This is a genomic window from Bradyrhizobium sp. CSS354, from assembly GCF_029051725.1.
Classification (GTDB): Bacteria; Pseudomonadota; Alphaproteobacteria; order Rhizobiales; family Xanthobacteraceae; genus Bradyrhizobium.
Genome location: NZ_JAACFU010000005.1, coordinates 40,574 through 67,099 on the forward strand (window position 1 = coordinate 40,574; position 26,526 = coordinate 67,099).

Consider the following 26,526-nt stretch of genomic DNA (forward strand, 5'->3'; position numbering starts at 1 on the left):
GCTCCCCCCTGGTCAATGCCCCGCCATATGCCGGCCGACCACGGTGAGATCGGCTTCGCTGGTCCGTGCTTCATACACGAATTCGCCGTGGAACATCACCACCAGCCGATCGGAGAGTTCAAGGAGTTCGTCGAGGTCCTCGCTGACCAGCAGCACTGCGGCGCCGCGGTTGCGTGCTGCCATGATCTCGGCATGGATTCGCGCTACCGCGGCGAAATCGAGCCCGAAACAGGGATTGGCCGCGATCAGCACCTCGACGCCGCCGCCGAGCTCGCGGGCCAGCACGGCGCGCTGGACGTTGCCGCCCGACAGCGCCGAGATCGGCGTGTCGGGCGTGCGGGTCTTGATCTTGTACTGGGCGATCTTCTTCCTGGCGTCGACGCGGAAGGCGCCGCGGTTGAGCCACCAGCCGAGGCTTGCAAAGGGCGCGCGGTCGAACTCGCGGAAGGCGATGTTGTCGGCGACGCTCATGCCGCCGACACAAGCGTTCTTCAGCGGCTCCTCCGGCAGGAGTGACATATTGTGCCGCCGCATCTCCTCGCGGCTGGCGTGATAGGGGGCGCCGGCGACGCGAATCTCGCCACTTTCAGCTTCGCGCTGCCCGGCCAGCACCTCGACGAGCTGGCGCTGGCCGTTGCCGGAGACGCCGGCGATGCCGACGATCTCGCCGGCACGAACCGTGAGGGAGACGTCATGCACGGCGATAGCGCCGGCGTCGTCGAGCGCGCGCATCTTCGCCAGCTCCAGCCTCGCCTTGCCGGCCTCTCCGGTGCGCGGCGGCTGTACCGTCAGCTCCTCGGCGCCGATCATGGTGCGCGCCATCGCGTCCGGCGTCAGTTCGGAAACCTTGCCGGCGCCGGCGAGCTTGCCGCGACGCAGGATCGTGACGTCGTCGGCGAAGGCCATGACCTCGCGGAACTTGTGCGTGATCATCAGGATGGTCAGCTCGCCCTTAACGACCATGTCACGGAGCATGCCGAGTACCTCGTCGGCTTCCGCCGGCGTCAGCACTGATGTCGGTTCGTCCAGGATCAGGAAGCGGCGCTTCAGGTAGAGTTGCTTGAGGATCTCGCACTTCTGGCGCTCGCCTGCGGAGATGTCGGAGACCTTTGCGCTGAGCGGCACCTTGAATGGCATCCGCGCGAGAAAGGCCTCGAGGTCCTTCATCTCGCGGGACCAATTCACCATGGCCGGCACGTCATCGCGGGCCAGCACCAGATTCTCGGCGACTGTCATCGCCGGCACTAGCGTAAAGTGCTGGTAGACCATGCCGAGGCCGAGCGCGTGGGCGTCCTTCGGATTGCCGATCGCCTGCTCGCGCCCGCCGACCAGAATGTCGCCTTCGGTGGCGTGATAGTAGCCCATGATGCATTTGACGAGGGTCGACTTGCCGGCGCCGTTCTCGCCCAGCAGCGCATGGAACGAACCCGGCCGCACTTTCAGCGCGACATTGTCCAGCGCCAGGAAATCACCGAAGCGCATGGTCATGGCGATAGCATCGACGCCGAAGGCGCCCGATGGCGGCGGCGTTTCGCCGACGATCATGAAATCGCTCCGATGAAAGCGTCGGAGGTCGAGACCGCGCCAAACACGCCGCCCTGCATCTTGATCATCTTCAGCGCGTGCTCGTGGTTGCTCTTGTCGGTCGCACCGCAGCAATCGTGCAGCAGTACGCATTCGAAGCCGCGGTCGTTGGCCTCCCGCATGGTGGTGTGAACGCAGACGTCGGTGGTGATGCCTGTGAGCACGACGTTCTCGATGCCGCGGACGCGCAGGATCAGCTCCAGATCGGTGGCGCAGAACGAGCCCTTGCCGGGCTTGTCGATGATGGGTTCGCCGGGCTGCGGTGCGAGCTCCGGGATGATGTCCCACCCGGGCTCGCCGCGCACCAGGATGCGACCGCACGGGCCGGGATCGCCGATGCCGGCGCCGATCTGCCGCGAACGCCAGCGTTTGTTGGCGGGCAAATCCGAGAGATCGGGACGGTGGCCCTCGCGGGTGTGGATGATGTGAAAGCCTTGGCTCCGCATGGCCGTCAGCAGTTTTTTGATCGGCTCGATCGGCGCCCGCGTTAGGGACAGGTCATAGCCCATCTTGTCGACATAGCCGCCGACGCCGCAAAAATCGGTCTGCATGTCGATGATGATGAGCGCGGTATTCTCGGGACGGAGGTCGCCGTTGTAGGGCCAGGCATAGGGCTCGGACTTGATGGTGCGCTCGGGCATGATTCGCTTCCTAGCGGGTGATCGACAATTCGGCCGGGGCTCCGGTCAGCGTGCGCTTCGGCGAGCAGGTGATGATCATGATCGCCAGGGTCAGGATGTAGGGTGCGGCGTTGAAGAGGTGGTAGCCGGAGGTGACGCCGACCGATTGCAGCGCCGGGCCCAGCGCCGCGGCGCCGCCGAAGGCGAGCGAGGCCCACAGGCACAGCAAGGGATCCCAGCGCGCGAAGATCACGAGCGCCACGGCCGTGATTCCCTGGCCCGATGACAGGCCCTCGTTCCAGCTTCCGGGATAGAACAGCGACAGGAATGAACCGCCGATGCCGGCGAGGAAGCCGCCGACCATGGTCGCGCGCAGGCGGATCAGCAGCACGGAGTGGCCCATCGCACGCGCGGCATCCGAACTCTCGCCGGCCGTGCGGATCAGGAGGCCCCAGCGCGTAGTCCGGAAGGCCCAGTAGAGAATTGGCGCGAGTGCGACGCCGATCAGGAAGAGCACGTTGACCCGTAGTGCCGCGCGCACCTGCGGAATGTCGCTCCACCAGCCGAAATCGATCGCGGGCAGCCGCGGTGCTGTCGGCTCGATCAGCGGCTTGCCGAGATAGAACGCAAGCCCGGTGCCGAACAGCATCAAGGCGATGCCGACCGCAATGTCGTTGACGCGCGGCAACGAGCAGATGCCGGCATGCAGGGCGCCTAGAAGCGCGCCGGTGATGCCAGCGGCGAGCACGCCCAGCCACGGCGATCCCGTGAGGTAGGAAATGCCGTAGGCGCTCATCGCGCCCATCACCAGCGTGCCTTCGAGGCCGAGATTGATGCGGCCGGAGCGCTCGGTGATGCATTCGCCGAGGCTCACGAACAGGAACGGCGTCGAGACGCGAATGGCGCCGCCGAGCACGGCGAGCGGGACGGTCCAGAGTCCGATCGAGCCGTCTGCCATCTCAGGACTTTCCCTTCAGAAACCCGATGCGGCCGTAGAGCGCATCGCTCGCCAGCACGAAGACAAAGATGATGCCTTGCAGCACCAGCACGGATGCATCCGGCAATCCGAGGCGGCGCTGCAACAGCCCCCCGCTGGCGCTGATACCACCGAGCAGGATCGCGACGGGGATAATGGCGAGCGGATTGTGCCGCGCGAGGAAGGCGACGAGTATCCCGGTAAAGCCGTAGCCCGCGGCGAGGTTGGCATTGGTGCGCCCCTGCACGGCGGCGACCTCGACCATGCCGGCAAGGCCGGCGGCGCCGCCTGCGAGGAAGCAAACGGTCAGGATCAGCTTGCTGACATTGAGGCCGACGATCTTCGCAGCGCGGATGTTGCCGCCGGCAACGCGCGCGGCGAAGCCAAACACGGTATGATAGATCAGGATATAGGCGGCGATCGCGGCGATCAGACCGAACACGAGACCCCAATGCACGTCGGTGCCGGGAATCGATCCGAACATGTTGGCGGCGCCGATCTCGCGGGTCGACGGCTTGTTGAGGCTGGCGGGGTCGCGCATCGCGCCTTCGACGAGATGGTTGAGGACAGCGAGCGCGATGTAGACGAGCAGCAGGCTCGAGATCGTCTCGTTGACGCCGCGATATTGCCGCAGCGCGCCCGAAAGCATGACCCACAGGCCGCCGCCGATCACGCCGGCGATGACCATGGCGATTTGCACGATGAGCGGCGGCATGCCCTGAAGCAACAACGCCGCGCTGGTTGCCGACAGCGCGCCGATCAGGAGTGCGCCTTCGCCGCCGATGATGACCATGCCGAGCTGCGCGGGCAGCGCCGTGCAGAGTGCGGTGAGGATCAGCGGCGCCGCGCGCGTCAGCGTGTTCTGCCACGAGAACCAGGTGCCGAACGCGCCGTAGTACATGTAGAAATAAAGGTCGAGCGGGCTCTTGCCGAACATTGCGACGAAGATGCCGAAAACCCCGAGCGCGCCGACCAGCGCCACGCCCGGGATCAGGACATATTCGATCGCTCCGCCGTGACGTTGCAGGAATCCCGCGTCGGCTGCCGGGGCAACCGTCCCGACCGCTTCAACGGGATCCGCAGCTTCCGTCGTCACGAAGTCGCCCCGACCACGCCCTCCACAAGATAGTCCATCTTCTCGAGCTCGGGATCCTTCTGGCCGCGATCGGTGCCGGCCGCGATCACCGTCTTGCCCTTGTTGTCGACCAGCCCTCCCTTGAAGATGGCGTAGCCGTCACCGGACAAGAACTTGGCTTTGACGTCGTCGGCGTGCTTGCGCGCCTCGGCGGAAACTGCTTCGCCATAGGGTGAGGTCTTGACGATCTCTTCCTTGAGGCCGCCGCGATAGAAATTCGGAATGCTCTCGCCGGCGGCGATCATCTTGACGAACTTGGGGTACAGCGCTTCCCAGTTCCACTCGGCTCCCGTGAGATACGCCTTCGGCGCGAGGGGCGACTGGTTGACGTGATAGCCGCACACCATGGCGCCCCGACGCGCGGCGTTCTCGACCATGGTCTTCGGGCCGTCGACGTGACAGGTCAGCACGTCGACGCCCTGGTCGATCAGGCTGTTGGTCGCCTCGGCTTCCTTGACCGGCATCGACCAGTCGCCGGTGAAGATGACCTGCGTGGTGGCCTTGGGATTGGCAAGCCTCGCGCCGAGTGCGAATGCGTTGATGTTGCGCAGCACCTGCGGGATCGGTTTTGCCGCGACGAAGCCGAGCTTGCCGCTCTTGGAGCTATAGCCGGCGACGATGCCCGAGATGTATTGGGCTTCATCGATATAGCCGAAATAGCTGCCAGCGTTCTTGGGGTCCTTGTCGCTCCAGAGGCCGCCGCAGTGCTCGAAGTGCAGCTTCGGGAATTTCTTGGCCATCTTGACCATGTGCGGATTGTAGTAACCGAACGAGGTCGGGAAGAGCAGGGTGGCGCCGTCGAGATTGATCATGGACTCGATCGTCTTCTCGACCGCGTCGGTCTCTGGCACCTTCTCTTCTTCCACGACCTTGAGGCCGGGAATCTTCTTCAGCGCCGCGGCGCCCTGCGCATGCGCCTGGTTGTAGCCATAGTCGTCGCGCGAGCCGACATAGATGAAGCCAATGGTCGTCTCGGCCGCGAAGGACGGGCGGGCGCCGGTCGCCGCGCCGAGGGTGAGGGCCGCACCACCCTGCAACAAATGACGTCGTGAGATCCTGCCAAATTCCATTGCTTGCTCCCCTTGGCGGATGCACCGCCTCATCTCGCGCTGCGCCGGTCTGGCGGAGCCCGGGATGGATTGTCGCAAGCTTCGTGCCAGAGGTTGCCGAGAGAGCACTTCCAAATAACGCATTGAAAATAAGAATGTATTTTGCGAGTTCTGATCCTGACCAGGAAATCAGCAGATGAAATTGTAGGCAGTATTTTGTAATTGTATGCAATGGAGTTAAGCAGTCTTAACCAGCGCGGACGTGTGCATGGACGAGGGCGGGTGGTCTGCCGGCGACCCGCATTCATGCTAACCACGCGCTGATTGGAACGGTGGCTTCAGCGTGTTTCGCTGGCACCGAACTTGAATCGATTATCGCCCGGATTGCCGTCCCTGCGGTCCCAAGAGATGGAAAGCTCGCCGAGATGGCTGCTGGTAACGCCGTTCAGAATGGATCGCTCGGCGAAGAGATCGTGCGAGGGATCAATGAGCTCGCGGCGATCTCGGAAGAAGGCGACAAGCTCACCCGCATCTTTCTGACCAGCGAGCTGCGCAAGGCTGCGGACCTCATCCTGAGCTGGATGCGCGACGCCGGCATGAGTGCGCGTCTCGACGCGATCGGCAACGTCTGTGGGCGTTACGAAGGGGAGGGGCCGGGCGCGCCTTGCCTGATGCTCGGCTCGCACTACGACACCGTGCGCCATGCCGGCAAATGGGACGGGCCGTTGGGCGTGATCACGGCGATCGCCTGCGTCGCCGATCTCAACCGCCGCGGCAAGCGCCTCCCGTTCGCGATCGAAATCGTCGGTTTTGCGGACGAGGAAGGGGTGCGCTTTGCCTCGACCTTGCTCGGCAGCCGCGCGGTGGCCGGCACCTTTGACGAGAGCGTCCTCAACACACGTGACCGCGATGGCGTGTCCATGCGCGATGCGCTGGTGCAGTTCGGGCTCGACCCCGATCATATCGGCGCGGCCGCGCGGGCCCGGCGCGAGCTGCTTGCCTATCTCGAGCTGCATATCGAGCAAGGTCCTGTGCTGGAAGCGCAAAACCTGCCCGTCGGCGTGGTCACCGCGATCGCGGGCGCGACACGGCTTGCCGCGCGGCTGACCGGCATGGCGGGGCACGCGGGCACGGTGCCCATGGCGCTCCGGCGCGATGCGTTGGCGGGCGCGGCCGAATGCATCGGCGCAATCGAGCAGTTTTGCCGCACCGACGAGGATGGGCTGGTCGGCACCGTCGGCTACATCCAGGCGAGGCCCGGCGCGACCAATGTCATCCCGGGCCAGGTGTCGTTCACCATCGACATGCGGGCACCGACCGACATGCACCGCAAGCGCGCGGTTGCCGATGTCGTCAGGCAGATCGAAGCCATCGCAAAGCGTCGTCAATTGACGCTCCAGCTTGACGTCACCCACGAGAACCGCACCGCGCCTTGCGCGCCCTGGCTGAAGGACCAGATCGCGCAGGCAATTCAAGCGGAAGATTTCCCCGTGTTCGAGCTGCCGAGCGGGGCCGGGCATGACGGCATGGCCATGATCGACATTGCCGATGTTGGCATGATCTTCGTCCGCTGCCGCGGCGGCATCAGCCATCATCCGGACGAGCATGTCGAACTCGCCGATGCCGACGCCGGCGCGCGGGTGTTGCTGCGGCTGATCGAGAATTTTCGGCCGCGGGAAGGCTAAACTGACCCGCAAGTCACGGGATAGAGACACGAATCAGACAGGTCTAGAGCCGCGACGGCCTCCCGCCGAACCACGAGACACCATTCGACGGCGCCTATGAACAGCGGCATCTCTTTTCCATCCCATCGCGAAAACCGGTTTTACCAGGGTGTGGCGGCGACCTTCGTCGCCAACGCGATTCAGGCTGTGAATTTTCTCGGTGATCGACTCCTGAGGCAGTCACATCATCCGCTCACGGCCATGGAGGACCTCTACCGGCACTCGATGGACAGCGCCTTTTCGGTAACCGAGTCCTTCCTCGTCACCGGCGCGCCGCACGCCTCTGCGTACTATCCGCGCGACTTCGCCTGGTTCTATCCCGACGTCCTCGACCCCGACACCATCATGGATTCGCAGGATGCGGTGCGGCGGGCTCGTCTGCTCGAAAAGAGCGTCCGCCTGCTGCTGGAAGCGGTTCGCGCCAATGTCGTCACGACGACCATCGTCCCGGCGGGGCGCTTTCGGTATCTCGGCGTGAACTATTTCTCGCGCCCCTCGGATACGCTGCTCGGCATTCTGGCCGGCCTGCAGCAGATGATCTCTGCCGAGGAGAGAGCGTCATCCTTCCTGGCGATGTCGCAATGCGCGCATGCCGGTCGCCTGCTGCTGGCCGAATATGGCGGTGATCTGAAGCGCGCGATCCTCCAGCTCGCAAGCGAGCTAGAGCCGTTCAATGAGGGCGACACGAGGTGTTTGCTGTGCGATGCCAGTGCTCCGCGCTCCGCGGCAACCGACACGCGCGCCGAGCGCAGGCGTTTCGTCACCAATGCCTGCGTCTACACGACGTTCGTGTGGGGCGTGCAGCTCGGAATCGTCGACGAGAACGAGCTGAAGCGGCTGCTCGGACGCGACCTGGCGCAGTACAAGAGGGACCTGCTCGGCCTGTTCGGCAAGGGTGGCTATATCAGGCATTCCCTGGATGGCCCCACGGGCTCGCCGGTGTTCTCGGTCGCGCTGGATTTCGTCAGCGTGCATCTGGGCTTCTGGGATATGAGCGAGCCGGCCGAGCGCGCGCTGTTCGCGGCCACGGCGGATCTGATCATTGGGGAGCCACGCTTTCGCATCCCCGGCACATTCCACTTCCTGGTGTCCGCGGATAATCCGCGGAACAAGATGATCCACAAGATCGCGGCTCCCGCCTACCAGGGGCGTTCTTCCTGGCCGACGTTCAACGTCGAGTTCGCGGATCGCATGCTGGACTATGACGAATTCTCGGGGAGCGATACCTACCGCGCCTGCGCGCAAGGAATATTGAAGGACATTCGCACCGCGACCGAAGTCCACGGCGGCTATCAGGAACTGATCTCGGAACAGGGCCTGAAATATCGCACCTGGGCCTACGAGGGCGCCGTGGCCCACTCCTGGTTTCCGCGTTTCCTCTCCGTCTGGAGGAGGGCGCACGGAACGCCGCTCCTCCAGTGGAATGACTGAGCGGAGGGGTTATCCCGCCGTCACGTCCACAAGCTCGCCGCCGTCGAGGACCTTGGCCGCCTTGGCGCGGTCGAGGTCGCCTTCCCAGGCGGCCACCACCACGGTCGCAACGCAGTTGCCGGTGAGGTTGCCGACCGCGCGAGCCATGCCGATGAACCAGTCGACCGACAAGACCAGCACGAGGCCGATCGCTGGGATGCTCGGCACCGCGTTCAGCGTCGCCGCCAGAATCACGATCGCGGAGCCCGGCACGCCATGCGCGCCCTTCGAGGTGATCAGGGAGACGCCGAGCACGAGCAGGAGGTCGCCGAAGGACAGCGGCGTGTTGGTTGCCTGCGCGATGAAGACGACTGCGAGCGTGAGGTAGATCGAGAAGGCGTCGAGGTTGAAGGAATATCCGGTCGGGATCACGAGGCCGACGACGGAATCCTTCACGCCCATCCGCTCCAGCTTCTTCATGATCTGCGGCAGTACGGCGTCGGACGAGGCGGTCGCGAGCACGATGGTCAATTCCTCGCGCAGGTAGGCGAGGAATTTGAGGATGCTGATGCCGGCGAGCGCCATCACGCCGCCGAGCACGCCCAACACGAAGATGCCGACCGAGACGTAGAACAGCGCCACCAGTGAGACCAGCTGCTTGAGCGAGCCGACCCCGTATTTGCCGACGGTGTAGGCGACTGCGCCGAGCACGCCGAGTGGAGCAACGCGAACAATAAGCCCCATGACGCGGAACAGCACGGTCGAGGCGGCATCGATCATCGACGTGACGAGCTTGCCTTTCTCACCGCCGACCAGCGCGAGACCCACGCCGAACAGCACGGCGAAAAATAAGACCTGGAGCACGTCGTTGCGCGATAAGGCGTCGAACGAGGTGCTCGGGATCACGTTGAGGAGGAAGGAGCCGATGCCGCCGCCCTGCAGCTTGTGGGCGTTGTCGGCGTAGGTATTGAGCGCCTTGGCATCGAGCGTCGAGGGGTCGATGTTCATGCCGTGGCCGGGGCCGAAAGTGTAGGCGAGGATGAGACCTACCACGAGCGCGACTGTGGTCATCACCTCGAAATAAATCAACGCTTTGACACCGACCCGTCCGACCTTCTTGAGGTCGCCCGCGCCGGCAATGCCGTGCACTACGACGCAGAACACGATCGGCGCCACGATCATCGAAATCAGCTTCAGGAAGGCGTCGCTGAGAATCTTGAGGGAAATGGCAAAATCCGGGACGGCCACGCCGAGGATGATGCCGAGGATCAACGCGGCGAGGACCTGGACGAACAGCGATGTGTAGAGCGGTTTTCGCTCGGCGGCCGGGGCCGCGGCAATGGTCGACATGGTGACTCCCCCGTTTTGACGACGTCTCGATCGTCGAAAGGAGCAACTAGCGTGCCAGATTGTCGCGGTTTCGCTGAGGCGGAGGTCTATTTGGTCGCTTTTGCGGTGCGACCGGACACCCGCACCGGCCCCGGGGGCCGTTCGAGGTGCCGTCGGTCACGTGGACGGGCGATTTTGCGGTCGTTCCGCACGCGGGTGGCGCGTCACGCCGCGAGATCCAGCAGCCGACACGATCCGCGTACCAGCACCTTGCGTCCATTCGGCGTCATGACCGGCACGCCGTCGCTGACGACGACAAGACCAAGCTTGACGAGGCTCTCGATGAGATAGGCCTTCGCAAGACGACCGTTCGACACCGGGTTGCGAAGCGCCTTCAGAACCTCCCATTGGTCCGGCGTAAGATCGAAGTCGATGTCGTTGCTCATTGTTGCCTCAAGCCGTGGTGCCGTTCGTGCGCCTCTGTTAGAGGCGCTGCATGAAGACCGTGCGACGACAATGAGTCGGGAATTCGGTGAGGCGTTTAGAACTTCTCTTCACAAATTGCTGCATGCCATTGCGTCACAAGAGTTAAGATCGCTCGATCATGATTATAGTCCCGGGCCTCGATCACATATTGATGATGTGCGTTTGATGCTGGTCCGCGAACTACCGCGCTGCACGGGCAGCGCTGCTGTCTCATTCCGCGTCGCAATATGCACAGAAATCATGAGACGAAGGGTTCGAGATTCTGTTACGCTGATCGCGCGGAATGGCTTCACACGCCAGGAGTGGAGTGCATGAACAGGCTGGTCGAAATTCGCAGTCAAGAATCCCTGTGCCGGGAGCGCGCCGCGCTTGATTTCCAGCGCCGGGTTTTCTGGCTTGCGCAAGCTCAAGAATGGGAGCAGCGCGCGCTTGACGAGATCGCCTATCATTTCCGGGAGTGCAATGTGGCTCACGCGGAGCTGGCGCGAAACTGACGCCGGCTGTGGGTAGGGCCTACTGATAAGTCGCCACGATATCGGACACCGCGCGCTCAAGCTGCTGCGCGGTGGAGCACTGACGCACCACGCTGCAGAAGGTCGCATAGCGCGGCATCTCGGAATCGCCAAAGCCCCAGGCGAGACGTCCTTCGGGATTGAGCCAGACCAGCCGCTTCGAACGCTCGGAGATGCGGCGCAGGATGTCGGCGCGCGGATCGAGATTGTTGCTGCGGGCATCGCCCAGCACGATCACCGTGGTCTGCGGCGTCAGCGCGCTCATGAACTCCTTCTCGAAATCGGCCAGCGACGAGCCGTAGTCGGAGGAGCCGAAGCCGACCTTGGACATGATCTCGGCCATCGCCTCTTCCGGTGGTTTCGATTCCAGGATGTCGCTGACTTCGATCAGATGCGAGGAGAAGGCGAAGGAATGGACGTCGTCGACCACCTCGTGCAGCGAGTGGATCAGGAGCAGGAAGAAATCCGAGACCTGCGCGACCGAGCCGGAGACGTCGCAGAGCGCCACGATCTTCGGCCGGTCGCGATGCTTGCGCTTCCACGCCGTGAGAAAGGGGATGCCGCCCCAGGCGGCGTTGCGGCGCAGCGTGCGGCGGACGTCGAGATGACCGCGCCGTTGGCGCTTGCGTGGTTTCGAATAGCGCTCGCGCAGGCGTCGCGCGATCTGGCGGATGAGGGCGCGCATTTCCGCGACATGGCGCCGCTCGATGCGGGCAAGCGGCGCGTTGCGCAGAATCTCATTGCGGAGGTTTTCGGCCTCCTCGCGGGCATAGAGCGCAAGCCCCTGCGCGACGGTGTCGCGAACGGCTTCGCGCAAGGCATCGAGCGCGGCGCGAAGCCGCTCGGCCAGCGCCGGGTTGGTCGCGGTCAGCTCGTCGAGATCGTCGCGTAGTCGCTGGAGCCCCATGGCGTCGAGGATGCGGCTGGAAAAGATGCCGCGCTGGGTGGAGTAGCGGATGTCGGACAGCGAGGCCGCACCTGAGGCGCTGGCGATCGCGGCGCTGATCGCGTTGCGATCCTGCGACAGCAGCATTTGCGCGAGGGGGCCCAATTCTGCGGGAGGCGAACCGCCGCTCGCATCGCTGGCCTCGCCGGACGACGGAGATTGATCCGCGTCCTCCGAAACATCGTTGCTGTTGGCTTCAGATTGTTCCTGCCGCGGCTCGGGCTGACTGAAGAACAGATCGAAACAGTCACCCAGCGCGAGCTTTTCGTCCTGCGACTTGGCGAGCGTCAGAAGGAGCGCATCGCGCAGGATGGTCCGGTCGGAAACGCCGACCTGCGCGACCGCGCGCATCGCGTCGATGCTTTCGGCAGGCGAGACATGGACGCCGGCGCCCCGTGCCGCACGGAAGAAACGATGAATATTCTCGCGCATCGGCGTCAACCGAAGACGTTAGATCGTGCTGCCTTGGCAATGAAGGTCGTGATCTGAGGCTGAGCCGCCTCGATGTCGGCCTCGTATTTCAGGAGCACGTTGAGCGTGTCCTTGACGATCTCGGTGTCGAGCTCCGAGGCCTGCAAGAGCACCAGCACGCGCGCCCAGTCGATGGTCTCGCTGACCGAAGGCAGCTTCTTCAGGTCGAGCGAGCGGATTTCGTGGATGAAACCGACCATCTGCCGCCGCAGCGTCTGCGAAATGTTGGGGACGCGGCTCTCGACGATGCGCTCCTCGAGCCGCTGCTCGGGGAAGCCGATGTGCAGATGCAGGCAGCGCCGCTTCAGGGCGTCGCCGAGATCGCGCTCGCTGTTGGAGGTGAGGATCACAGTTGGCGGCGTGATCGCGGAGACGGTGCCGAGTTCTGGGATCGTGACCTGGAAATCGGAGAGAATTTCCAGCAGCAACGACTCGAATTCCGCATCCGACTTGTCGATCTCGTCGATCAGGAGCACGCAGCCGCCCGGCTGCTCCAGCGCTTGCAGCAGCGGCCGCGGCTCGACGAACTCCTTGGAGAAGAACACGTCACCGAAATCGTGGAGTTGATTAAGTGCAGCGTGCAAAGTCTGCGCGCCGCCAAGGACTTCGCCGAGCTTGTCCTTGAGGATCTGCGTGTAGAGAAGCTGCTTGGCGTATTTCCATTCATAGAGCGCCTTGGCCTCGTCGAGGCCTTCGTAGCACTGCAGGCGGATCATCTTCAGGCCGCGCCAGGCCGCGATCGCCTTGGCAAGCTCGGTCTTGCCGACGCCCGCCGGGCCTTCGACCAGGATCGGTTTCTCGATCTGCTGCGATAAATAGACGGCGGTCGCGATCTGCCGGCTCGCGATGTAGCCTTGCGCGGCGAGGCCGCTCTCCACTGCCTCGATCGCTGTCGAAGGCTTCTGTTCAGCCACGAAAAGGCGCTCCCAAAGGTCTTGTTTGAGGCTTGTTCTGCCTGCGTTCACGGCAAAGAACAAGCCTCGTTTGGGAGAGGCCAGACCCGCGCGAGTGGGCGTTTTTTCCGCTCAGCGCAAATAATCGGGTGGCCACCGGCCGCGCGATCAGTGCCGCAGCAACTCCGGCTTGCGGATCGTCTGTCTGACCTCGGCGCCGCAATCGGCGCATTCGTAGACGAAGTCGATCTTGGCAAGACTCCAATGCGGTTCGACCTCGCGCACATACATTGGAAGGAACCCCATGCATGCAGGGCAAATCACAGGCGCGATTTCGATATCCTGATGATGCTGTACATAAGCTGGCATCTCGGCTCTCCTTCGCAGACGACCTCCATACCCGCGCCAAGGCTACTGCCGGCAGGCGCAAGGCCGACATCAACTCTTTCGAACAGAGGCGGAACGGCTGAGGTTTGTCGTTCGCTGTGACATTCTTGTTACGTCTCTGTACTGTGACGGGGCGACCAAATACCTATCTGGAAAGCCCGATCCGGTATTCGGATTTTGACCTCAACGATAAGGGAGCAACGCCCATGACGCATGCCATTCGCTTTCACAAGACTGGTGGTCCGGAAGTGCTGGTCTGGGAGGAGGTCAGTGTCGGCAAGCCCGGACCGGGCGAGGCACGAATCCGCCATACCGCCGTCGGTCTCAACTTCGTCGACATCTACAACCGTTCGGGCCTTTACCCGGCACAACTGCCGAGCGGGCTCGGTAGCGAGGCTGCTGGCGTCGTCGAGGAGGTCGGGGCGGGTGTCACCGATCTGAAACCGGGCGATCGCGTCGCCTACGGCGCCTCGCCGCTCGGGGCCTATTCCGAGGCGCGGCTGATCCCGGCCGACCGACTGCTGAAGCTGCCGGACGGTATCGATGACAAGACCGCGGCGGCGATGATGCTGAAGGGGCTCACCACGCAATATCTGATCCGGCAGACCTATCGCGTGAAGGCCGGCGACACCATCCTGCTCCATGCGGCCGCCGGTGGCGTCGGCCTGATTCTCTCCCAGTGGGCCAAGCATCTCGGCGCGACCGTGATCGGCACCGTCAGCAACGACGAGAAGGCCAAGCTCGCCAAGGCGCACGGCTGCGACCATGTCATCATCTACAGCCGCGAGGATTTCGTGAAGCGCGTGGACGAGATCACAGGCGGCAAGAAGGTGCCGGTGGTCTACGATTCCGTCGGCAAGGATACGTTCCTGAAGTCGCTCGACTGTCTCGCGCCGCTCGGCGTCGCCGCGCTGTTCGGTGCGTCCTCCGGCGCCGTCGAGCCGCTCAATCTCGGTTTGCTCGCGCAGAAGGGCTCGCTCTACGTCACCCGGCCGACGCTGTTCACCTACGCCGCGAAGCGTGAGAGCCTGGTCGCGATGGCAGGCGAGCTGTTCGACGTCGTCAAGTCCGGCGCGGTCAAGATCGAGGTGCACCAGACCTATCCACTGAAGGACGCGGCCAAGGCGCATGCCGATCTCGCTGGGCGCAAGACCACGGGATCGACCGTTCTCACGGTGTGAACTCCGGACGGGGGCGTGGTGCGGGTCGCTTGGGCCTGCGTCACGTCCGCTCGTGCTTGCGCAGATCGCGGGCGTGATCGAGGCGCACGGCCTGGACGTCGACTTCTTCGGGCGGGATCCGGGGCAGGGCAGCCTCAGCGAGGATCGTCTCGGTCACGTCTTCAACCGAATTCTCCACGATCTCCTGGATGAACGAGATGTTCCGATATTCACCTGAGGCGACGCGGGAAATGACCTCGCGCCTGGTGATTTCAGGGTCGACGACCGCCTCGCGGCCGCGGCGCCCATAGTCGATCATCACGACGAAATACTGCATGAAAGAATCCTGCCGTGCCCCATGGTCGGGCACGGCGGAGTATTTCCGAAAAACGGAATCAAGTCAAGGTCAATTTCGAAAAAACGGAAATTGCTGCCTACTTGCTCCTCTTGCGAGGGCGCGCCGACTTGGCGCGCAGCCGCTCCAGCTGGCCCTTGGGCATGGACAGGCAGATCTCGCCGACCCACTCCAGTTTCACGCCGACGATCTGCTTGGCATTGAAGCTGGTGAGATTGACGACGGAGGGGGATTTGCCCCGCTCGATGGTCTTCAGATAGCGCTCGCCGGTCTTGAGCCGGACCACGGCCTCCTCGCCGTAGAAGCTCGACAGCGGATGGCGCTGGTCCTTGTAGACCACGATTACGTCGCCGCTCTCGTATTTGGGCAGCATCGAATCGCCCACGATCTCGAATGCGATGGTCTCCTCCATGATCGGAAAGGGCAACGCGATGTCGCCAAGGCCTTCGGGGGGAACCTGCTCATAATCCGGCTCGATCACGGCACCGGCCCCGACGCGGCCCATGATCGGCGCGAGATTGAGCTCGAGATATTCCATGATCGGAATGATTTCCGAAGCCTTCACCAGGCGTTCGCCGCCCAGGATCTCCGAGACAGCGCCGGGGCGAACGCCCATGGCAGCCGCCAGACCGCCCTTGCTCTTGCCCGTCTTTTCCAAGCCCCGTTCGATCATTGCCGCGTCCAACATGTGATTCCCTCGATTGTCCGTCGTTCCGCCTCTTGTAATCCGAAATTCGGAATTGATGCAATTATGAATATCAGAATTATCGCTTGACTTGGGCTTCGGAATACCGGAATGTTAGCTCCGCCTCGCGATCGTGCGATCGGAGGAGGCGCATCACAGGACAGCAGCATGGAACCGGGCCATTGGCCGTCGGAGCACTCCGACGCGCTTCGCGACTATTTTCTCAAGGGAATGTCTTATGCGGAGATCGGAAGACAGATTAACGCAAGGTTTGGAACGGCTTACACGCGCAACGCGGTGGTCGGCCGCGCCAAGCGGCTCGGGCTGATCGCGCCGGTGCGGACGACGAGCCCGTCGATCGTGCCGGTGCTACCGTCTGGAGCCTGTTTCCTCCCGCACCGTCCCGCGTTACTGAATCTGCCGCCGAAATCCGCGATGAAGCCTGCCGCGCCGGTCAAATTGCGCTGCGTCGGCGTCCAGCCGCGCCTGGTCCCGTTGGTCAAACTCGCCAGCGAGGACTGTCGCTATCCCTATGGCGGCGACAAGGACGGGGAGGAGATTACCTTCTGCGGCCATCCGCGTGAGCCGGGCTCGAGCTATTGCACGCCGCATGCGCGCCTGACGCGTCGCGCCGGAGCTGGCTCCGCGCGCGTCGCCGGCCCCGTCGTGCTGAGGCTGGTCTCCGCCGCCTGATCCCACGACCGCCCGTTCAATCGTCAATTTCGCAAGGAGTATCCGAGTGGCACGTGTCCGACGCAACAGATCCTACAAATTGGCGAGTGTCTACGACCGACGCTCACGCGAGATACCGTTCAATGCGGAGGTGGCGGAAGTCGAGGTGGACAATCCGCTGGCGCTCGACCCCGGCGAAAAGATCATGGCCGTGCGGTCGATCCGCAGCGATCCGCTCGGCCGGCTGCACGCGCACCGTCAGATCGACGAGGCGCAATATCGCGGCGGGCGCGCCTTCCAGAACGATTGGGAGAGGGCCGAGCGAGGCCTTCAGGCAATCGACGCAACCCGCGAATATGTTGATGGCGCGCGCACGCGCGAGCCGGTCACCGAGAGCCAGCGCCAGGCGGTGCTGCGGCTGAACCGGGTCGAGCGCGAACTCGGCACCGACGGCGCCGCGCTAGTGCACGACGTGTTGGTGCTGGGCCTGACCATGGACGAGATCGGCCAGCGTCGCGCCGTCCGTACGCAGCGCTGGACCGACTATTTTGCCCGACGTTTTCGTGAATGCCTGGATCGTCTGGCGCTGATCTATGGCTTTGCGACGGAAACGGGGACACGGCGTGCAGGGCAAGGCAGATGACAATGGCGCTCCCGCGACCGCGGCCGCGGGAGCGCCGGTCTGCTGCTTAGGGATGCGGGAGGATCTGGTAGGTCGTGGTATAGGGCTCCACGCGCAGCGAGGCGTTGGCCAAAAGCCCTATTCTGGCGGTCGGCGCTTGCTGTAATTCGCCGTTCGGACCGCGATGCACGTTGTATTGCCAGACGGTGAGATCGCCCTTCTGTGCCAGAGCATGTGCAACGGCGCTGGCATCGTTGCCGCCGAGCGCCTGAAGCTCCTCTGTCGACAATCCGACGACGATTTCGTCCTTGATGGTGACGATCTTGAACAGGTTCATCCTGGTCTCCTGCGCCCATGCGCCTTGTATCGAGAAGGTGAGAAGCGCGACTGCGGCGCCCTTGATGAGATCGCAGCGGGAAAGCATGCCGTCGTCCTTTGGTGCTGGGGCGCCGGAATCGATCAATGCATCGGCCATGGCGCCCGTAATCTGCGTGACTGTTTCGCCATCGCTTTGTCGTTTGCTCCTCGAAAACGGTTCACGGCCAGAAACAAATGCGGCCGCGCCGTGGTTGCCGATCCATGGCGCGAAATCGACGTTTATTTCGTCGACGATACAACCGCCGATGCCGGACTCAACAATTACGTGTATACGCTGATGAAGCGCAATTTCGCGTTCACCAATGTCCATTCACATCCGAAAGAAGACGAAACGCAGCGTCGATTGACGGCGATCGAGACTGTATGCCTGATCGATGACGCTTCTTGACGCAGGTGGGTGACGGCGGCCTATATTCCTGTTATCCGGAATTGCCGTGGCGCGATGCAGACGAAGCATCGCTGCGCCAACCGTTAGGCTTGCCGGATGAGTTGTTTCTTGACATAATTGCAACCTGTTCAGGTGTGCCCGCTTGCACACGTAGCTCGGCGTGCGAACCCACCGGGCTCCCCCGGCCGAAAGTGCGCCATCGCCATAACATCCGATTATGGCATCCGGTTGTGGCGTTCGGTTCTTAGTCGGGACCTCGATGTTGGATCACGAAGTTCGATGCTTGTCATAGGTGCGAGATGAAGAACCTCAATTTCGCAGCTGAGCTGCACCTCAAGCTCGGCGCGCCTGCAAGCGGCACTGTCGAAAGCCTGCGCCTGCTGCGTGCGTTTTTGAAGCTCGCGCCCCGGCAGCGTTTCGAGGTCATCAAGCTCGTCGAAGACCTAGCCACCGAAGAAACCCTTCCCGAACACCCCCTGTCCTGAGCCGGCCTGCGCGCCGGCCTTACGCCTTGCCCCTCGTTTGCCTGCCAGAGTCGGCCGCCGGGCATGTCTTCCCCCGGCTGGACGCTGGCAGGCGATCCGGCAAGTGTGGTATTCAGTTCAGAAAACGGGAGGAGTGCGACCATGATCGAACCGAAGCTCGAAGTTCCGGCCGAACTGCGCGACTTGGCCGAGAAGACGATTGACCAGGCGGAAAAGGCATTCGGAATGTTTTTCGAAGCCGCCACCAAATCGATGACCACCGTTCCGGGCGCGGGGGCGGACGTGTCGAAGCAGGCGCTCGCTTTCACCGAGCAGAACATGAAGTCGGCGTTTGAGCATGCTCGCAAGCTCGTCCATGCCACCGACCTTCAGGAGGCGATGCGAATCCAATCGGATTTCCTGCGCAGCCAGTTCACCAGTGCCGGGGACCACATGCGGCAGATGACCGGCAGCCTCATGCAGCCGGGGAAGGGCAAGTCCTGACTGTCGGTGTGTTTACGGCGCGTCCACAGATTGGACCTGCGCCGCGTGGATATCCGCACGTCGCTACGGGTACCGGTCCATGATGGGCCGGCGAATGGACCTCATTCACAGCCCATCATCCTTCTGCCGATCCCTGTCGGTTCTCCGGCAGGGATTTGCATTTGTCGCAAGTGTCTCGACCGCTCGGCCGCTCTGCTAACGCAGCGATGCGATGTAGGCCGCGATGTCGCCGGCTTCAGTCCGGCTCAAGGGGAAATTCGGCATCTTCGGGTGCGGATCTAGCAAGAAAAAGGCGAGCCTTTCCGAACTGAAGTCGGGCCTGCGCGCAACCGATGCGAAAGAGGGGACGTCGGCGCTCGCCTGGGTCTGGCCGTTCGCCACGACATGGCAGCTGGCGCACCAGCGCCTCGCAAGGTCGGCGCCGTGATCTGCATCGGCGGCGAGAGCGGACGACGTGCCCATGCTCGAGGCCACTGCAACCAGCAGGCAAATTCGTCTTAAATGCCGGTGCATGGGGAACCCTGTGTGTTGTTGGATCGCGACGCCGTCCTCATCCGCAACACGAACCCGGAAACTGCGAGAGGTCGATGCGGGCGATGATCGACCGCAGCAGCTTTCGGGCCGAACGATAGAGATGCCGGGCGAATCTCGGCGTCCTTCCCGCGGGCAGGACAAAGCTTGTCGTATCGAGTCTTTTCGTATCAAGGCTTTCGATGGAGTGCGACACGTGCCTCTCCGAGATGGCGAGGCCCTTTGTATCGTGGCCGGCTCGCGGCAGCCTTGATCTGCCGCAAAGGGGCCGGACTAATAGTCGCCGGGGTTCATGATCATCGGGCTTCGTGTATCGGCCGGGGCGAGCGCGCTGCTGGCGCTGTCGCGCAGGAAGCGGTCGAGTGTTGCCTGGATCTTCTCCTTGACGGCATCGGGACCGCGATCGCTCATCTCGGTATGCTGTGCGCCAGTGTGGATAATGTCGATGCCGCGCGCTTTGGCCTCTTCCGGCGTCGGCAGCACGCCGGGATCTGTTACGAAATGCGGATCCTTCGAGCGGAACGACAGGATCTTCATGTTGTCGCTAAGCACGAAAGGCACCCGCAGATTGTCGAGCGTGATCACTTTCGACACCAGCTCCGGGTGCTGATGGGCGACATACATCGAAACGTCGCCACCGTTGGAATGCCCGACGAGCGTGATGTGGTCGTAGTCGGCGTTCTCTTGCCGCCGCTTCAACTCGCCCAAGGTGAAGAGGATGTTGGCCTCGCAGCGGATATAGACCTCGCGCCGGCCGACATATTGCTGGCCTGCCTTGGTCATCAGCGGCGGATCGCTCGGCAGATCCTGCTGGATGCTGGCGACGAGATAACCGCGTGCGGCGAGCACGTTGGCGAGGAAGGAATATTCGGTGGCCTTGACGGTATTGCCGTTGCTGATGATGGCGAGCGGGAGCTTCCAGAGGCCGAGATTGGCCTTGGTCTCGTAATCGCGCCGTACAGCGATTTCGACCGCGATCGGCCGCTGGCGCGCGGCGTCGAACAGGGTCAGAACCTCATGGCGGATCGCGAACCGGCTGACGACGAAATACTGGCCGACGCCGAGGACGCAGAGGAACGCCAGAACTGCAAACACCCTTTTCATGGTTCCGTCTCAAATCACTTTTGACTGAACATGGCCATTGGGAAATCCCGGATCGAGCGATCGTGAGCAGGTTACCGGATTAAATTTAGGTAAGTCTGTGAGCCACGCCCCAAAAAGGGCCGCATGTCGGGGGCCACAGCGCGAAGCACAAGGGGGGTTACAGACAACCGCCCTTGCCGCGTTCCGAGCACAGTCGCAACGCGCTTGACAGGGTAAACAGGAAGCGCGGGCTGCGGCGCTCGTTGTCGGGCGCCCGGTAGCTCAGGGGGACGGCCACGCCGAGATCGGCCTGGAAATCGTCCGGCAGGAAGAACCGCACGCCGGCTCCGGCCGAGGTCAGCGACAGGCCGTCGCTGAGGCGGTAACCGTCGTTCCAGACGGCGCCGGCGTCGCCGAAGGCATAGAGCTGATAGCCGGTCCAGTAGCGGAAATTGAGCTTTTGGTCGAAGCGCAGTTCGAGCGAGCCGGCAAGACCGTTGTCCCCGCTGATCTCTGCTGCGCCATAGCCGCGGCCGAAGGCAGCGCCGCCGAGATAGAATTGCTGCGAGGTGAACAGCGGCCGTGACGCCGTCTGGCTCGCAGCGGAGAGCTTGAGCGACCAGACGTCGTTGAGTGTCTGGTAGCGCGTGAACCAGAGGTTCAGCACTGAAAAGTTCGATGACGCGCCATCGCGCGACAACAGGTCGTCGTTGAAATGCGAGGCACCGAAGATGTCGAGGCCCTGGCGGTAGGTCAATGTCGCGAAATTGGTGCCGCCCAAATGATCCTGGAGCCGGTAATCGGCGGTCAAGCTCGCGGTCCTAATGTGGTCGTTGTACCAGGGGCCGTAAAGGTCATGCTCGGACACATTGCTGAAGGTCATCGCCGTAGTCAGGGTCAGCGAGGACAATTGCGACTGCAATGGGACGATGCTGGCACGCAGCTCGAACGCCTCGGTCGTGGTGATGTCGCTGTCGAGGCGGCGGGCATCGCCCGGCCTGACCGCGCTGTACAGGACGGACCCGCCGAGACGCACGCCGTCGACGCCGACGGGTGCATCGTAGGACAGCCGTGCGAAGCCGAGCTGGCGGGGGTCGTTGGCGATGGTCGACAGGTTGACGGCCAGCGTGTCGCCGGGCGTGAGATAGGAGTTGAACGCGCCGGTCGCGTAGGTCTGCCACGGACCGACTGATGATGAGCCGAGATTGTCCAGACCGAATGAGGAGAAGACGTGCCAGGTCTTCAAATAGACGATGAGGCGGAAGCGGCCGGATGCACCGCCGATCTCCTCGAGTGCGGTATCGGTGATCCGGACGCCAGGTCTGCCGTTGATGAGAAAGAGCTGGCGTTCCAGCGTTGCCAAGCGCGACGGTTGCTCGGCCAGAACCGGCCCAAGCATCGGTCTCACGCCGAACTGCTCGGCGCCGTCGCCTTTCAGCTCGGCCTGCACGATGGCGCCTTCGACCACCCGGATCCGGAGCAGACCGTCGGCAATATCCTGCGGCGGCACGATCGCACGGCTCAGGTGGAAACCATCGGCGCGGTAGAGATCGCTGATCGCGCCGGCGATTGCGGCGAGATCCGCCTGCGAAACCTTCTTGCCGACATAGGGCTGGTAGACCGCGGCGATCCGATCGGGGGAAACGGCGCGGGCTCCGCTGACGTTGATGCCGCGCAGCACGAACTGAGGCTTGGTATCGCCGCCGGTGTTGGGCTGGTCGACTGTTGGTAGCCTGACCGGAGGACGGCTCAGCGATTCCCGCTCGGTTTGGTTTTCGAAATATTTTTCTGGTTGGCGCGGATCGAAGCCCGCCTGGTTCGCCTGTTGTGAGAAAGCCTGAGGAACTCCGGCGAAAAACGGTGCCAACAGCACCATTGTGGTAACGAGATGCCGCTTCTCAACGCGCGCGACGCGGCTGCCCCCGTAGTTTGACGGAGATGTGCCCCTCATGCGGTAAGAGTTCGTTAGCCCCATGATTTTTCATAGTTTTTTATGGTCAATGAACCGTTAACGCGACCACTCCGCTGGCCGCTACCCGCTAATCCTATGTTGAGTGATTTCGGATACCCCTCAGGACTGGCTGTAACGCGGACTGAGGATCGTCATGCTGAACAAGATTGGAATGCAGTGCGCCTTCGTGGCTGCGCTGATCCTGGGAACGGCTTCCGCCGCATTCGCCGCGGACGACGGCGTCTGGTCGGTCGGCAAGGCCACCGGCGAGGTCTGGGTCGCCACCAGCGGCGCGCAGCAGGTTTCGTTGAACCAGCAGGAGGCACTCAAGCCCGGCGACACCATTCGCACCGGACGTAACGGACGCGTGCTGCTCGTCCGCGGCGAGGAAACGATCCTGATCTCTCCCAACTCGGTGGTCGGCCTGCCGACCGAGAAAAAGGACGGTCTCTCGACCACCATCATCCAGCAGGCAGGCTCGATCCTGCTCGAGGTCGAGAAGCGCAACGTCAAGCATTTCGAGGTCGAGACGCCCTATCTCGCCGCCGTCGTCAAGGGAACGCAGTTCAGCGTCACCGTGAATGCGGGCAGCACCAGGGTCGGCGTGCTCCGCGGCCAGGTCGAGGTCTCCGACTTCAAGACCGGGCAGATCGCCCAGGTCCTGCCCGGGCAGGCCGCCACCGTGTTCGAGCATGGCAAGCCAGGCCTCTCTTTGAGCGGCTCCGGAACGTTCAATCCGATCGAGCACGGCAAGCCGCGCGCCTCGAGCATCGAGCGCGTCCCCGTGCCGAAATCGGGCCTGGCCGCCCCGCGGAACGCAGCGAACGGCCATGCGATCCATGCGCTCGGTCCGATTGACAAGGGCACCAAGGCGGCCGCCACGCCCAAGCAATCGCATCAGGCGGCCGGAGCTCACGCGCCCAAGGGCGGTGCTGCAAAGCCCGGCGTCGTGCGCATCTCGAGCTCGCTCGGCGAGGTCAAGCTGAACGTCCACAAGGTCACGCGCGGGCTCGCTCACGGGGGCGTTGCTCCCGGGCAGGTGCGCAACGCGCATGCCAGCACCGAGACAGTCTGGAGTAACTCTAAAGCGAGCACGACGGCATCCAACAGCACCGTCCAGACTGCGGTGACGACAAGTGGTGCCGTAACGGCTGGCAGCAGCAGTTCGTCAAATCCAGGCGCCGCGATCGCCGCAGCGGCCGCCAACGGAAACGCTGGCGGCAACGGCAACTCCGGCAACGGCAACTCCAGCAACGGCAACTCCGGTAACGGCAATTCCGGCAATGGCAACGGTAATGGCAACGCCGGCGCCACCGGTAACGGCAGGGGCAACAACGGCAACGGCAATGGCGGCGGCAACGGCAGCAATGGCCACGGCAATGCCTTTGGCCACAACAAGCACTGAGGCGATTTCTTAGGGGATGAGGGGGCGTACCAGCAGAAGCCGGTGCGCGGGAGGATCGGAGTGAAGCGCTATCGTCCGCATATTCTAGTCGTGATCGCGCTTGCGATCGTGCTGTCCACGGGGTGGCATGGCGCGGTTCGCAACGCGCTGACCGACCTGCGGTTCGCCTGGCAATCGCGTGCCGCGAGCGGCAATGTCGTCGTGGTGGCCATCGACGCGCCCTCGATCGAGCAGATCGGGGTATGGCCCTGGCCGCGCCGGCTGCACGCGGAACTGTTGCACAGGTTAGAGGCCGCGGGGGCGCAGGACGTTGCGTTCGATGTCGATTTCAGCTCGCCATCCGATCCGGCGTCCGACGAGGCCTTCGTCAACGCACTGCGTGAGGTCGGCGGCTCGACGATCCTGCCGTCCTTCAAGCAGCCGACGCCGAATGGCGGAGCAGCTCACATCAATCGGCCCCTGAAGCCGTTCAGCAACCAGTCGTGGCCGGCGCTGGTCAATGTCGCGATCGAATCCGACGGGCTCGTTCGCCGCTATCCATTCGGCGAGAAGCTCGGCGACGCCTTGATGCCGTCGATGGCCGTCGTGCTGGCCGGACAGGACGCCAATCGGCGGCCGCCTTTCCTGATCGATTTCAGCATTCGGGCGGGCTCCGTTCCGAGTGTCTCGTATGTCGACGTGCTCCGCGGCGAACCGGCTACTCTCGACAAGCTGAGAGACAAGAAGGTCATCATTGGTGCGACGGCGCTCGAGCTTGGCGACCGCTTCAGCGTTCCAAATGGCCGCATCATCTCCGGACCCGTCCTCCAGGCGCTGGCAGCGGAATCGATCCTCCAGAGCCGGATGCTGCGCTGGACTTCCGATACCGGCATGATCCTGGGTCTCGCCGTGATCTGCCTGCTGATGGTGTTTTCGTGGCGCCGCTTCGGACCGGGAATTCGCGTCGCACTCCTGATCTCAGCCGGAGCGATCTTCGAACTGGTTGCGGTCCTCGTGCAGGCAAGATGGCCCTTCATCATCGACACATCGCTGTTCCACATCGCGATTGTGGCTTATCTGACGGCGATCGCACTCGACGAAATCGACTTCCGCGGTCTGTTGGGGCGCATCGCCGAAAGCCGCTTTCATCGTATCGCGATGTCGCTCGGCGATGGCCTCGTCTGCACCGACGAAGGTCAGCTGATCACCGTGTGGAATCCCGGCGCCAGTGCGATCTTCGGCTATATGCCCGCCGAGATCATCGGCCGCCCGTTCGAAACGCTGTGCGCCGTGTCGGTGGACGGTGACGCGAGGCCGTCCATGCGCGACGCCGCGCGCCAGGCACTCCTGGTCCCCGGCGGAGCGGTCGTCGTTGAATTCGAAGGGCGGCGCAAGAACGGTGAAATTTTCTCGGTCGAGGCGAGCTTCTCGGGTTGGCAGGGAACGGACGGCTTTCAGTACGGAGCTATCCTGCGCGATATCTCGGTCCGCAAGCGCGAGGCCGAACGCGTCAGATATCTCGCCGAGTACGACGCGCTGACCGGTCTTGCCAACCGCAACACGCTGCATGCAGGATTGGTCGGCATGATCGCGGATGCGGGGCAGCGCCCTTGCGAGGTCGCGCTACTCGTCATCGGGCTCGACGGTTTCCAGAGCATCAACGACATGCTCGGTCATGCCGCCGGAGATCTCGTGCTGCAGGCGGTCGCTGGCCGCTTGAAGGACCAGGCGGACGACGGCGCTATCGTTGCCCGGCTCAGCGGAGACGAATTCGCCATTGCGCGCAAAGGCGCCGATGGCGACGAGCCGATCGCGGACTTCGCCGAGCGCATTGCGCGCGCGTTCGAAGCGCCGCTTGCGACCGGCACGCGGCAGCATCGCGTCAGGATCAGCATCGGCGTCGCCGTCCATCCAGAAGGCGGGCACAACGCCGACGATCTCCTGAGCAACGGTCATCTTGCGCTGACCAAGGCAAAGCTGACGCGGCGCGGCGGTTATGTGGTCTTCGAGAGCGCGATCCGAGAGGAGCTGGAGAACCGGCTAACGCTGGAGGGTGAATTGGCGCTCGCCGCGGATCGCGGCGAGTTCGAACTGTTCTACCAGCCCCAGGTTCGCCTGATCGACGCGAGCCTGGTCGGGGCCGAAGCTCTCATCCGCTGGCGGCATCCCGTGCGCGGCTACGTTTCGCCGGGAGAGTTCATGCCGGTGGTCAACAGCTCAGCCCTATCCGAGCGGATCGGAAACTGGGTGATGGAGACCGCCTGCCGGCAAGCACGCGCCTGGGAATTGTCCGGCGACAGAGTGCGGGTGGCGATCAACCTGTCGCCCTCGCAGCTCCACTCCGGCGATCTCGCACATTCAGTTGCGGGGATGCTCGAAGCGACAGGGCTCACGCCGTCGCTGCTCGAACTCGAGGTCACCGAAGACATCCTGCTTCACGACGAAGCCCGCGTGCTCGACATGTTCAAGCGCATCCAGCAGCTCGGCGTCCGCGTCCTGTTCGACGATTTCGGCACTGGCTATGCAAGCCTGAGCTATTTGAAGAAGTTTCCGCTCGATGGACTCAAGATCGACCGGTCGTTCGTGCTCGGTCTGCTCGCGAACTCCGACGATGCCGCGATCGTCGGGTCGACCATCGGCCTCAGCAAACGGCTCGGACTGACGGTCGTGGCCGAGGGCATCGAGAACCGCGCTACGGCCGATTTCCTGGTGAGCATGGGATGCGAGGAAGGCCAGGGCTATTTCTTCGGCCGTCCGATGCCGGCGGAAGCATTCGAGCACCAATTCCTCGCGGTCGAGTGCGCCGCCGTTAGTGCCGCCTGAACGG

At 63.4% G+C, this 26,526-nt stretch carries 26 protein-coding genes; 10 read left to right on the forward strand and 16 right to left on the reverse strand.

The genetic code is table 11. The annotated features are described in order from the left end of the window. Positions 1-12 precede the first annotated feature (12 nt). From GWG67_RS13105 to GWG67_RS13125, 5 genes are read right to left on the reverse strand one after another with little or no spacing between them, the layout of a single operon-like run. Positions 13-1,545 (reverse strand): ABC transporter ATP-binding protein, encoded by a 1,533-nt coding sequence (locus tag GWG67_RS13105; RefSeq protein ID WP_275169750.1) that lies wholly within the window; start codon positions 1,543-1,545, stop codon positions 13-15. Further along, positions 1,542-2,225 carry a cysteine hydrolase family protein gene (locus GWG67_RS13110; RefSeq protein ID WP_275169751.1) on the reverse strand — a complete coding sequence of 228 codons (684 nt, stop codon included), beginning with the start codon at positions 2,223-2,225 and terminating at the stop codon, positions 1,542-1,544. The genes GWG67_RS13105 and GWG67_RS13110 overlap by 4 nt, the downstream gene beginning before the upstream one ends. A gap of 10 nt (positions 2,226-2,235) precedes the next feature. Next, positions 2,236-3,162, reverse strand: a complete 927-nt coding sequence (locus tag GWG67_RS13115) for an ABC transporter permease (RefSeq protein WP_007601468.1) — start codon at positions 3,160-3,162, stop codon at positions 2,236-2,238. 1 nt (position 3,163) lies between these two features. Next, positions 3,164-4,276, reverse strand: a complete 1,113-nt coding sequence (locus GWG67_RS13120) for an ABC transporter permease (protein ID WP_275169752.1) — start codon at positions 4,274-4,276, stop codon at positions 3,164-3,166. Next, positions 4,273-5,385: a BMP family ABC transporter substrate-binding protein gene (locus GWG67_RS13125; protein ID WP_275169753.1), complete on the reverse strand. Its 1,113-nt coding sequence runs from the start codon at positions 5,383-5,385 to the stop codon at positions 4,273-4,275. Before GWG67_RS13125 ends, GWG67_RS13120 begins: the two co-directional genes overlap by 4 nt. 404 nt (positions 5,386-5,789) lie before the next feature. Between GWG67_RS13125 and GWG67_RS13130 the strand changes: the two genes are divergently transcribed. Both GWG67_RS13130 and GWG67_RS13135 read left to right on the forward strand, forming a co-directional pair. Next, complete coding sequence (locus tag GWG67_RS13130; protein WP_275169754.1) at positions 5,790-7,049, forward strand: allantoate amidohydrolase; 1,260 nt, start codon at positions 5,790-5,792, stop codon at positions 7,047-7,049. Positions 7,050-7,145: 96 nt separating this feature from the next. After that, on the forward strand, positions 7,146-8,519 hold the full coding sequence (locus GWG67_RS13135; protein ID WP_275169755.1) for a hypothetical protein: 1,374 nt from the start codon (positions 7,146-7,148) through the stop codon (positions 8,517-8,519). Positions 8,520-8,528: 9 nt separating this feature from the next. On the opposite strand, the gene GWG67_RS13140 is transcribed toward GWG67_RS13135, so the two are convergent. Together GWG67_RS13140 and GWG67_RS13145 are read right to left on the reverse strand one after the other, a co-directional pair. Continuing rightward, on the reverse strand, positions 8,529-9,848 hold the full coding sequence (locus GWG67_RS13140) for a dicarboxylate/amino acid:cation symporter (RefSeq protein ID WP_275169756.1): 1,320 nt from the start codon (positions 9,846-9,848) through the stop codon (positions 8,529-8,531). Between the two features lie 203 nt (positions 9,849-10,051). Beyond that, entirely contained in the window at positions 10,052-10,273 is a 222-nt protein-coding gene (locus GWG67_RS13145; RefSeq protein WP_275169757.1) for a hypothetical protein, read from the reverse strand. A 351-nt stretch (positions 10,274-10,624) separates the two neighbouring features. On the opposite strand from GWG67_RS13145, the gene GWG67_RS13150 reads away from it, so the two are divergent. Then, complete coding sequence (locus tag GWG67_RS13150) at positions 10,625-10,807, forward strand: hypothetical protein (RefSeq protein WP_275169758.1); 183 nt, start codon at positions 10,625-10,627, stop codon at positions 10,805-10,807. Between the two features lie 19 nt (positions 10,808-10,826). Here GWG67_RS13150 and GWG67_RS13155 read toward each other — a convergent pair whose 3' ends face one another. The 3 genes from GWG67_RS13155 to GWG67_RS13165 form a co-directional block, all read right to left on the reverse strand. Continuing rightward, positions 10,827-12,203, reverse strand: coding sequence for a VWA domain-containing protein (locus tag GWG67_RS13155; RefSeq protein ID WP_275169759.1), 1,377 nt, complete (start codon positions 12,201-12,203; stop codon positions 10,827-10,829). 5 nt (positions 12,204-12,208) lie between these two features. Continuing rightward, positions 12,209-13,156 (reverse strand): MoxR family ATPase, encoded by a 948-nt coding sequence (locus tag GWG67_RS13160; protein ID WP_007601482.1) that lies wholly within the window; start codon positions 13,154-13,156, stop codon positions 12,209-12,211. 147 nt (positions 13,157-13,303) lie between these two features. Beyond that, positions 13,304-13,504, reverse strand: coding sequence for a hypothetical protein (locus tag GWG67_RS13165; RefSeq protein WP_007612817.1), 201 nt, complete (start codon positions 13,502-13,504; stop codon positions 13,304-13,306). Positions 13,505-13,728: 224 nt separating this feature from the next. Here GWG67_RS13165 and GWG67_RS13170 point away from each other — a divergent pair, with 224 nt between their 5' ends. Then, complete coding sequence (locus GWG67_RS13170) at positions 13,729-14,703, forward strand: quinone oxidoreductase (protein ID WP_275169760.1); 975 nt, start codon at positions 13,729-13,731, stop codon at positions 14,701-14,703. Between the two features lie 40 nt (positions 14,704-14,743). Here GWG67_RS13170 and GWG67_RS13175 read toward each other — a convergent pair whose 3' ends face one another. Both GWG67_RS13175 and GWG67_RS13180 read right to left on the reverse strand, forming a co-directional pair. Then, positions 14,744-15,019: a hypothetical protein gene (locus GWG67_RS13175; protein WP_275169761.1), complete on the reverse strand. Its 276-nt coding sequence runs from the start codon at positions 15,017-15,019 to the stop codon at positions 14,744-14,746. A gap of 97 nt (positions 15,020-15,116) precedes the next feature. Continuing rightward, on the reverse strand, positions 15,117-15,725 hold the full coding sequence (locus tag GWG67_RS13180) for a S24 family peptidase (protein ID WP_007601486.1): 609 nt from the start codon (positions 15,723-15,725) through the stop codon (positions 15,117-15,119). Between the two features lie 165 nt (positions 15,726-15,890). On the opposite strand from GWG67_RS13180, the gene GWG67_RS13185 reads away from it, so the two are divergent. Together GWG67_RS13185 and GWG67_RS13190 are read left to right on the forward strand one after the other, a co-directional pair. Further along, positions 15,891-16,415, forward strand: a complete 525-nt coding sequence (locus GWG67_RS13185) for a GcrA family cell cycle regulator (protein ID WP_275169762.1) — start codon at positions 15,891-15,893, stop codon at positions 16,413-16,415. Positions 16,416-16,461: 46 nt separating this feature from the next. Further along, positions 16,462-17,037 carry a hypothetical protein gene (locus GWG67_RS13190; RefSeq protein ID WP_275169763.1) on the forward strand — a complete coding sequence of 192 codons (576 nt, stop codon included), beginning with the start codon at positions 16,462-16,464 and terminating at the stop codon, positions 17,035-17,037. Positions 17,038-17,083: 46 nt separating this feature from the next. On the opposite strand, the gene GWG67_RS13195 is transcribed toward GWG67_RS13190, so the two are convergent. Further along, the gene (locus GWG67_RS13195; RefSeq protein WP_007612800.1) at positions 17,084-17,440 is read right to left on the reverse strand and encodes a hypothetical protein; all 357 of its coding nucleotides are present in this window, start codon (positions 17,438-17,440) and stop codon (positions 17,084-17,086) included. Positions 17,441-18,081: 641 nt separating this feature from the next. Between GWG67_RS13195 and GWG67_RS13200 the strand changes: the two genes are divergently transcribed. Both GWG67_RS13200 and GWG67_RS13205 read left to right on the forward strand, forming a co-directional pair. Then, entirely contained in the window at positions 18,082-18,267 is a 186-nt protein-coding gene (locus GWG67_RS13200) for a hypothetical protein (protein WP_007612798.1), read from the forward strand. A 141-nt stretch (positions 18,268-18,408) separates the two neighbouring features. Continuing rightward, positions 18,409-18,750, forward strand: coding sequence for a phasin (locus GWG67_RS13205; RefSeq protein WP_007601491.1), 342 nt, complete (start codon positions 18,409-18,411; stop codon positions 18,748-18,750). Positions 18,751-18,945: 195 nt separating this feature from the next. Here GWG67_RS13205 and GWG67_RS13210 read toward each other — a convergent pair whose 3' ends face one another. The 3 genes from GWG67_RS13210 to GWG67_RS13220 all read right to left on the reverse strand — a co-directional run bounded on the left by GWG67_RS13210 (position 18,946) and on the right by GWG67_RS13220 (position 22,339). Next, positions 18,946-19,263 carry a cytochrome c gene (locus GWG67_RS13210; RefSeq protein WP_275169764.1) on the reverse strand — a complete coding sequence of 106 codons (318 nt, stop codon included), beginning with the start codon at positions 19,261-19,263 and terminating at the stop codon, positions 18,946-18,948. Positions 19,264-19,554: 291 nt separating this feature from the next. After that, on the reverse strand, positions 19,555-20,385 hold the full coding sequence (locus GWG67_RS13215) for an alpha/beta fold hydrolase (protein WP_085384826.1): 831 nt from the start codon (positions 20,383-20,385) through the stop codon (positions 19,555-19,557). Between the two features lie 157 nt (positions 20,386-20,542). Beyond that, positions 20,543-22,339, reverse strand: coding sequence for a ShlB/FhaC/HecB family hemolysin secretion/activation protein (locus GWG67_RS13220; protein WP_275169765.1), 1,797 nt, complete (start codon positions 22,337-22,339; stop codon positions 20,543-20,545). A 130-nt stretch (positions 22,340-22,469) separates the two neighbouring features. On the opposite strand from GWG67_RS13220, the gene GWG67_RS13225 reads away from it, so the two are divergent. Together GWG67_RS13225 and GWG67_RS13230 are read left to right on the forward strand one after the other, a co-directional pair. Further along, on the forward strand, positions 22,470-23,720 hold the full coding sequence (locus GWG67_RS13225) for a FecR family protein (protein WP_275169766.1): 1,251 nt from the start codon (positions 22,470-22,472) through the stop codon (positions 23,718-23,720). A gap of 60 nt (positions 23,721-23,780) precedes the next feature. Further along, positions 23,781-26,522, forward strand: coding sequence for an EAL domain-containing protein (locus GWG67_RS13230; RefSeq protein ID WP_275169767.1), 2,742 nt, complete (start codon positions 23,781-23,783; stop codon positions 26,520-26,522). Positions 26,523-26,526 lie beyond the last annotated feature (4 nt).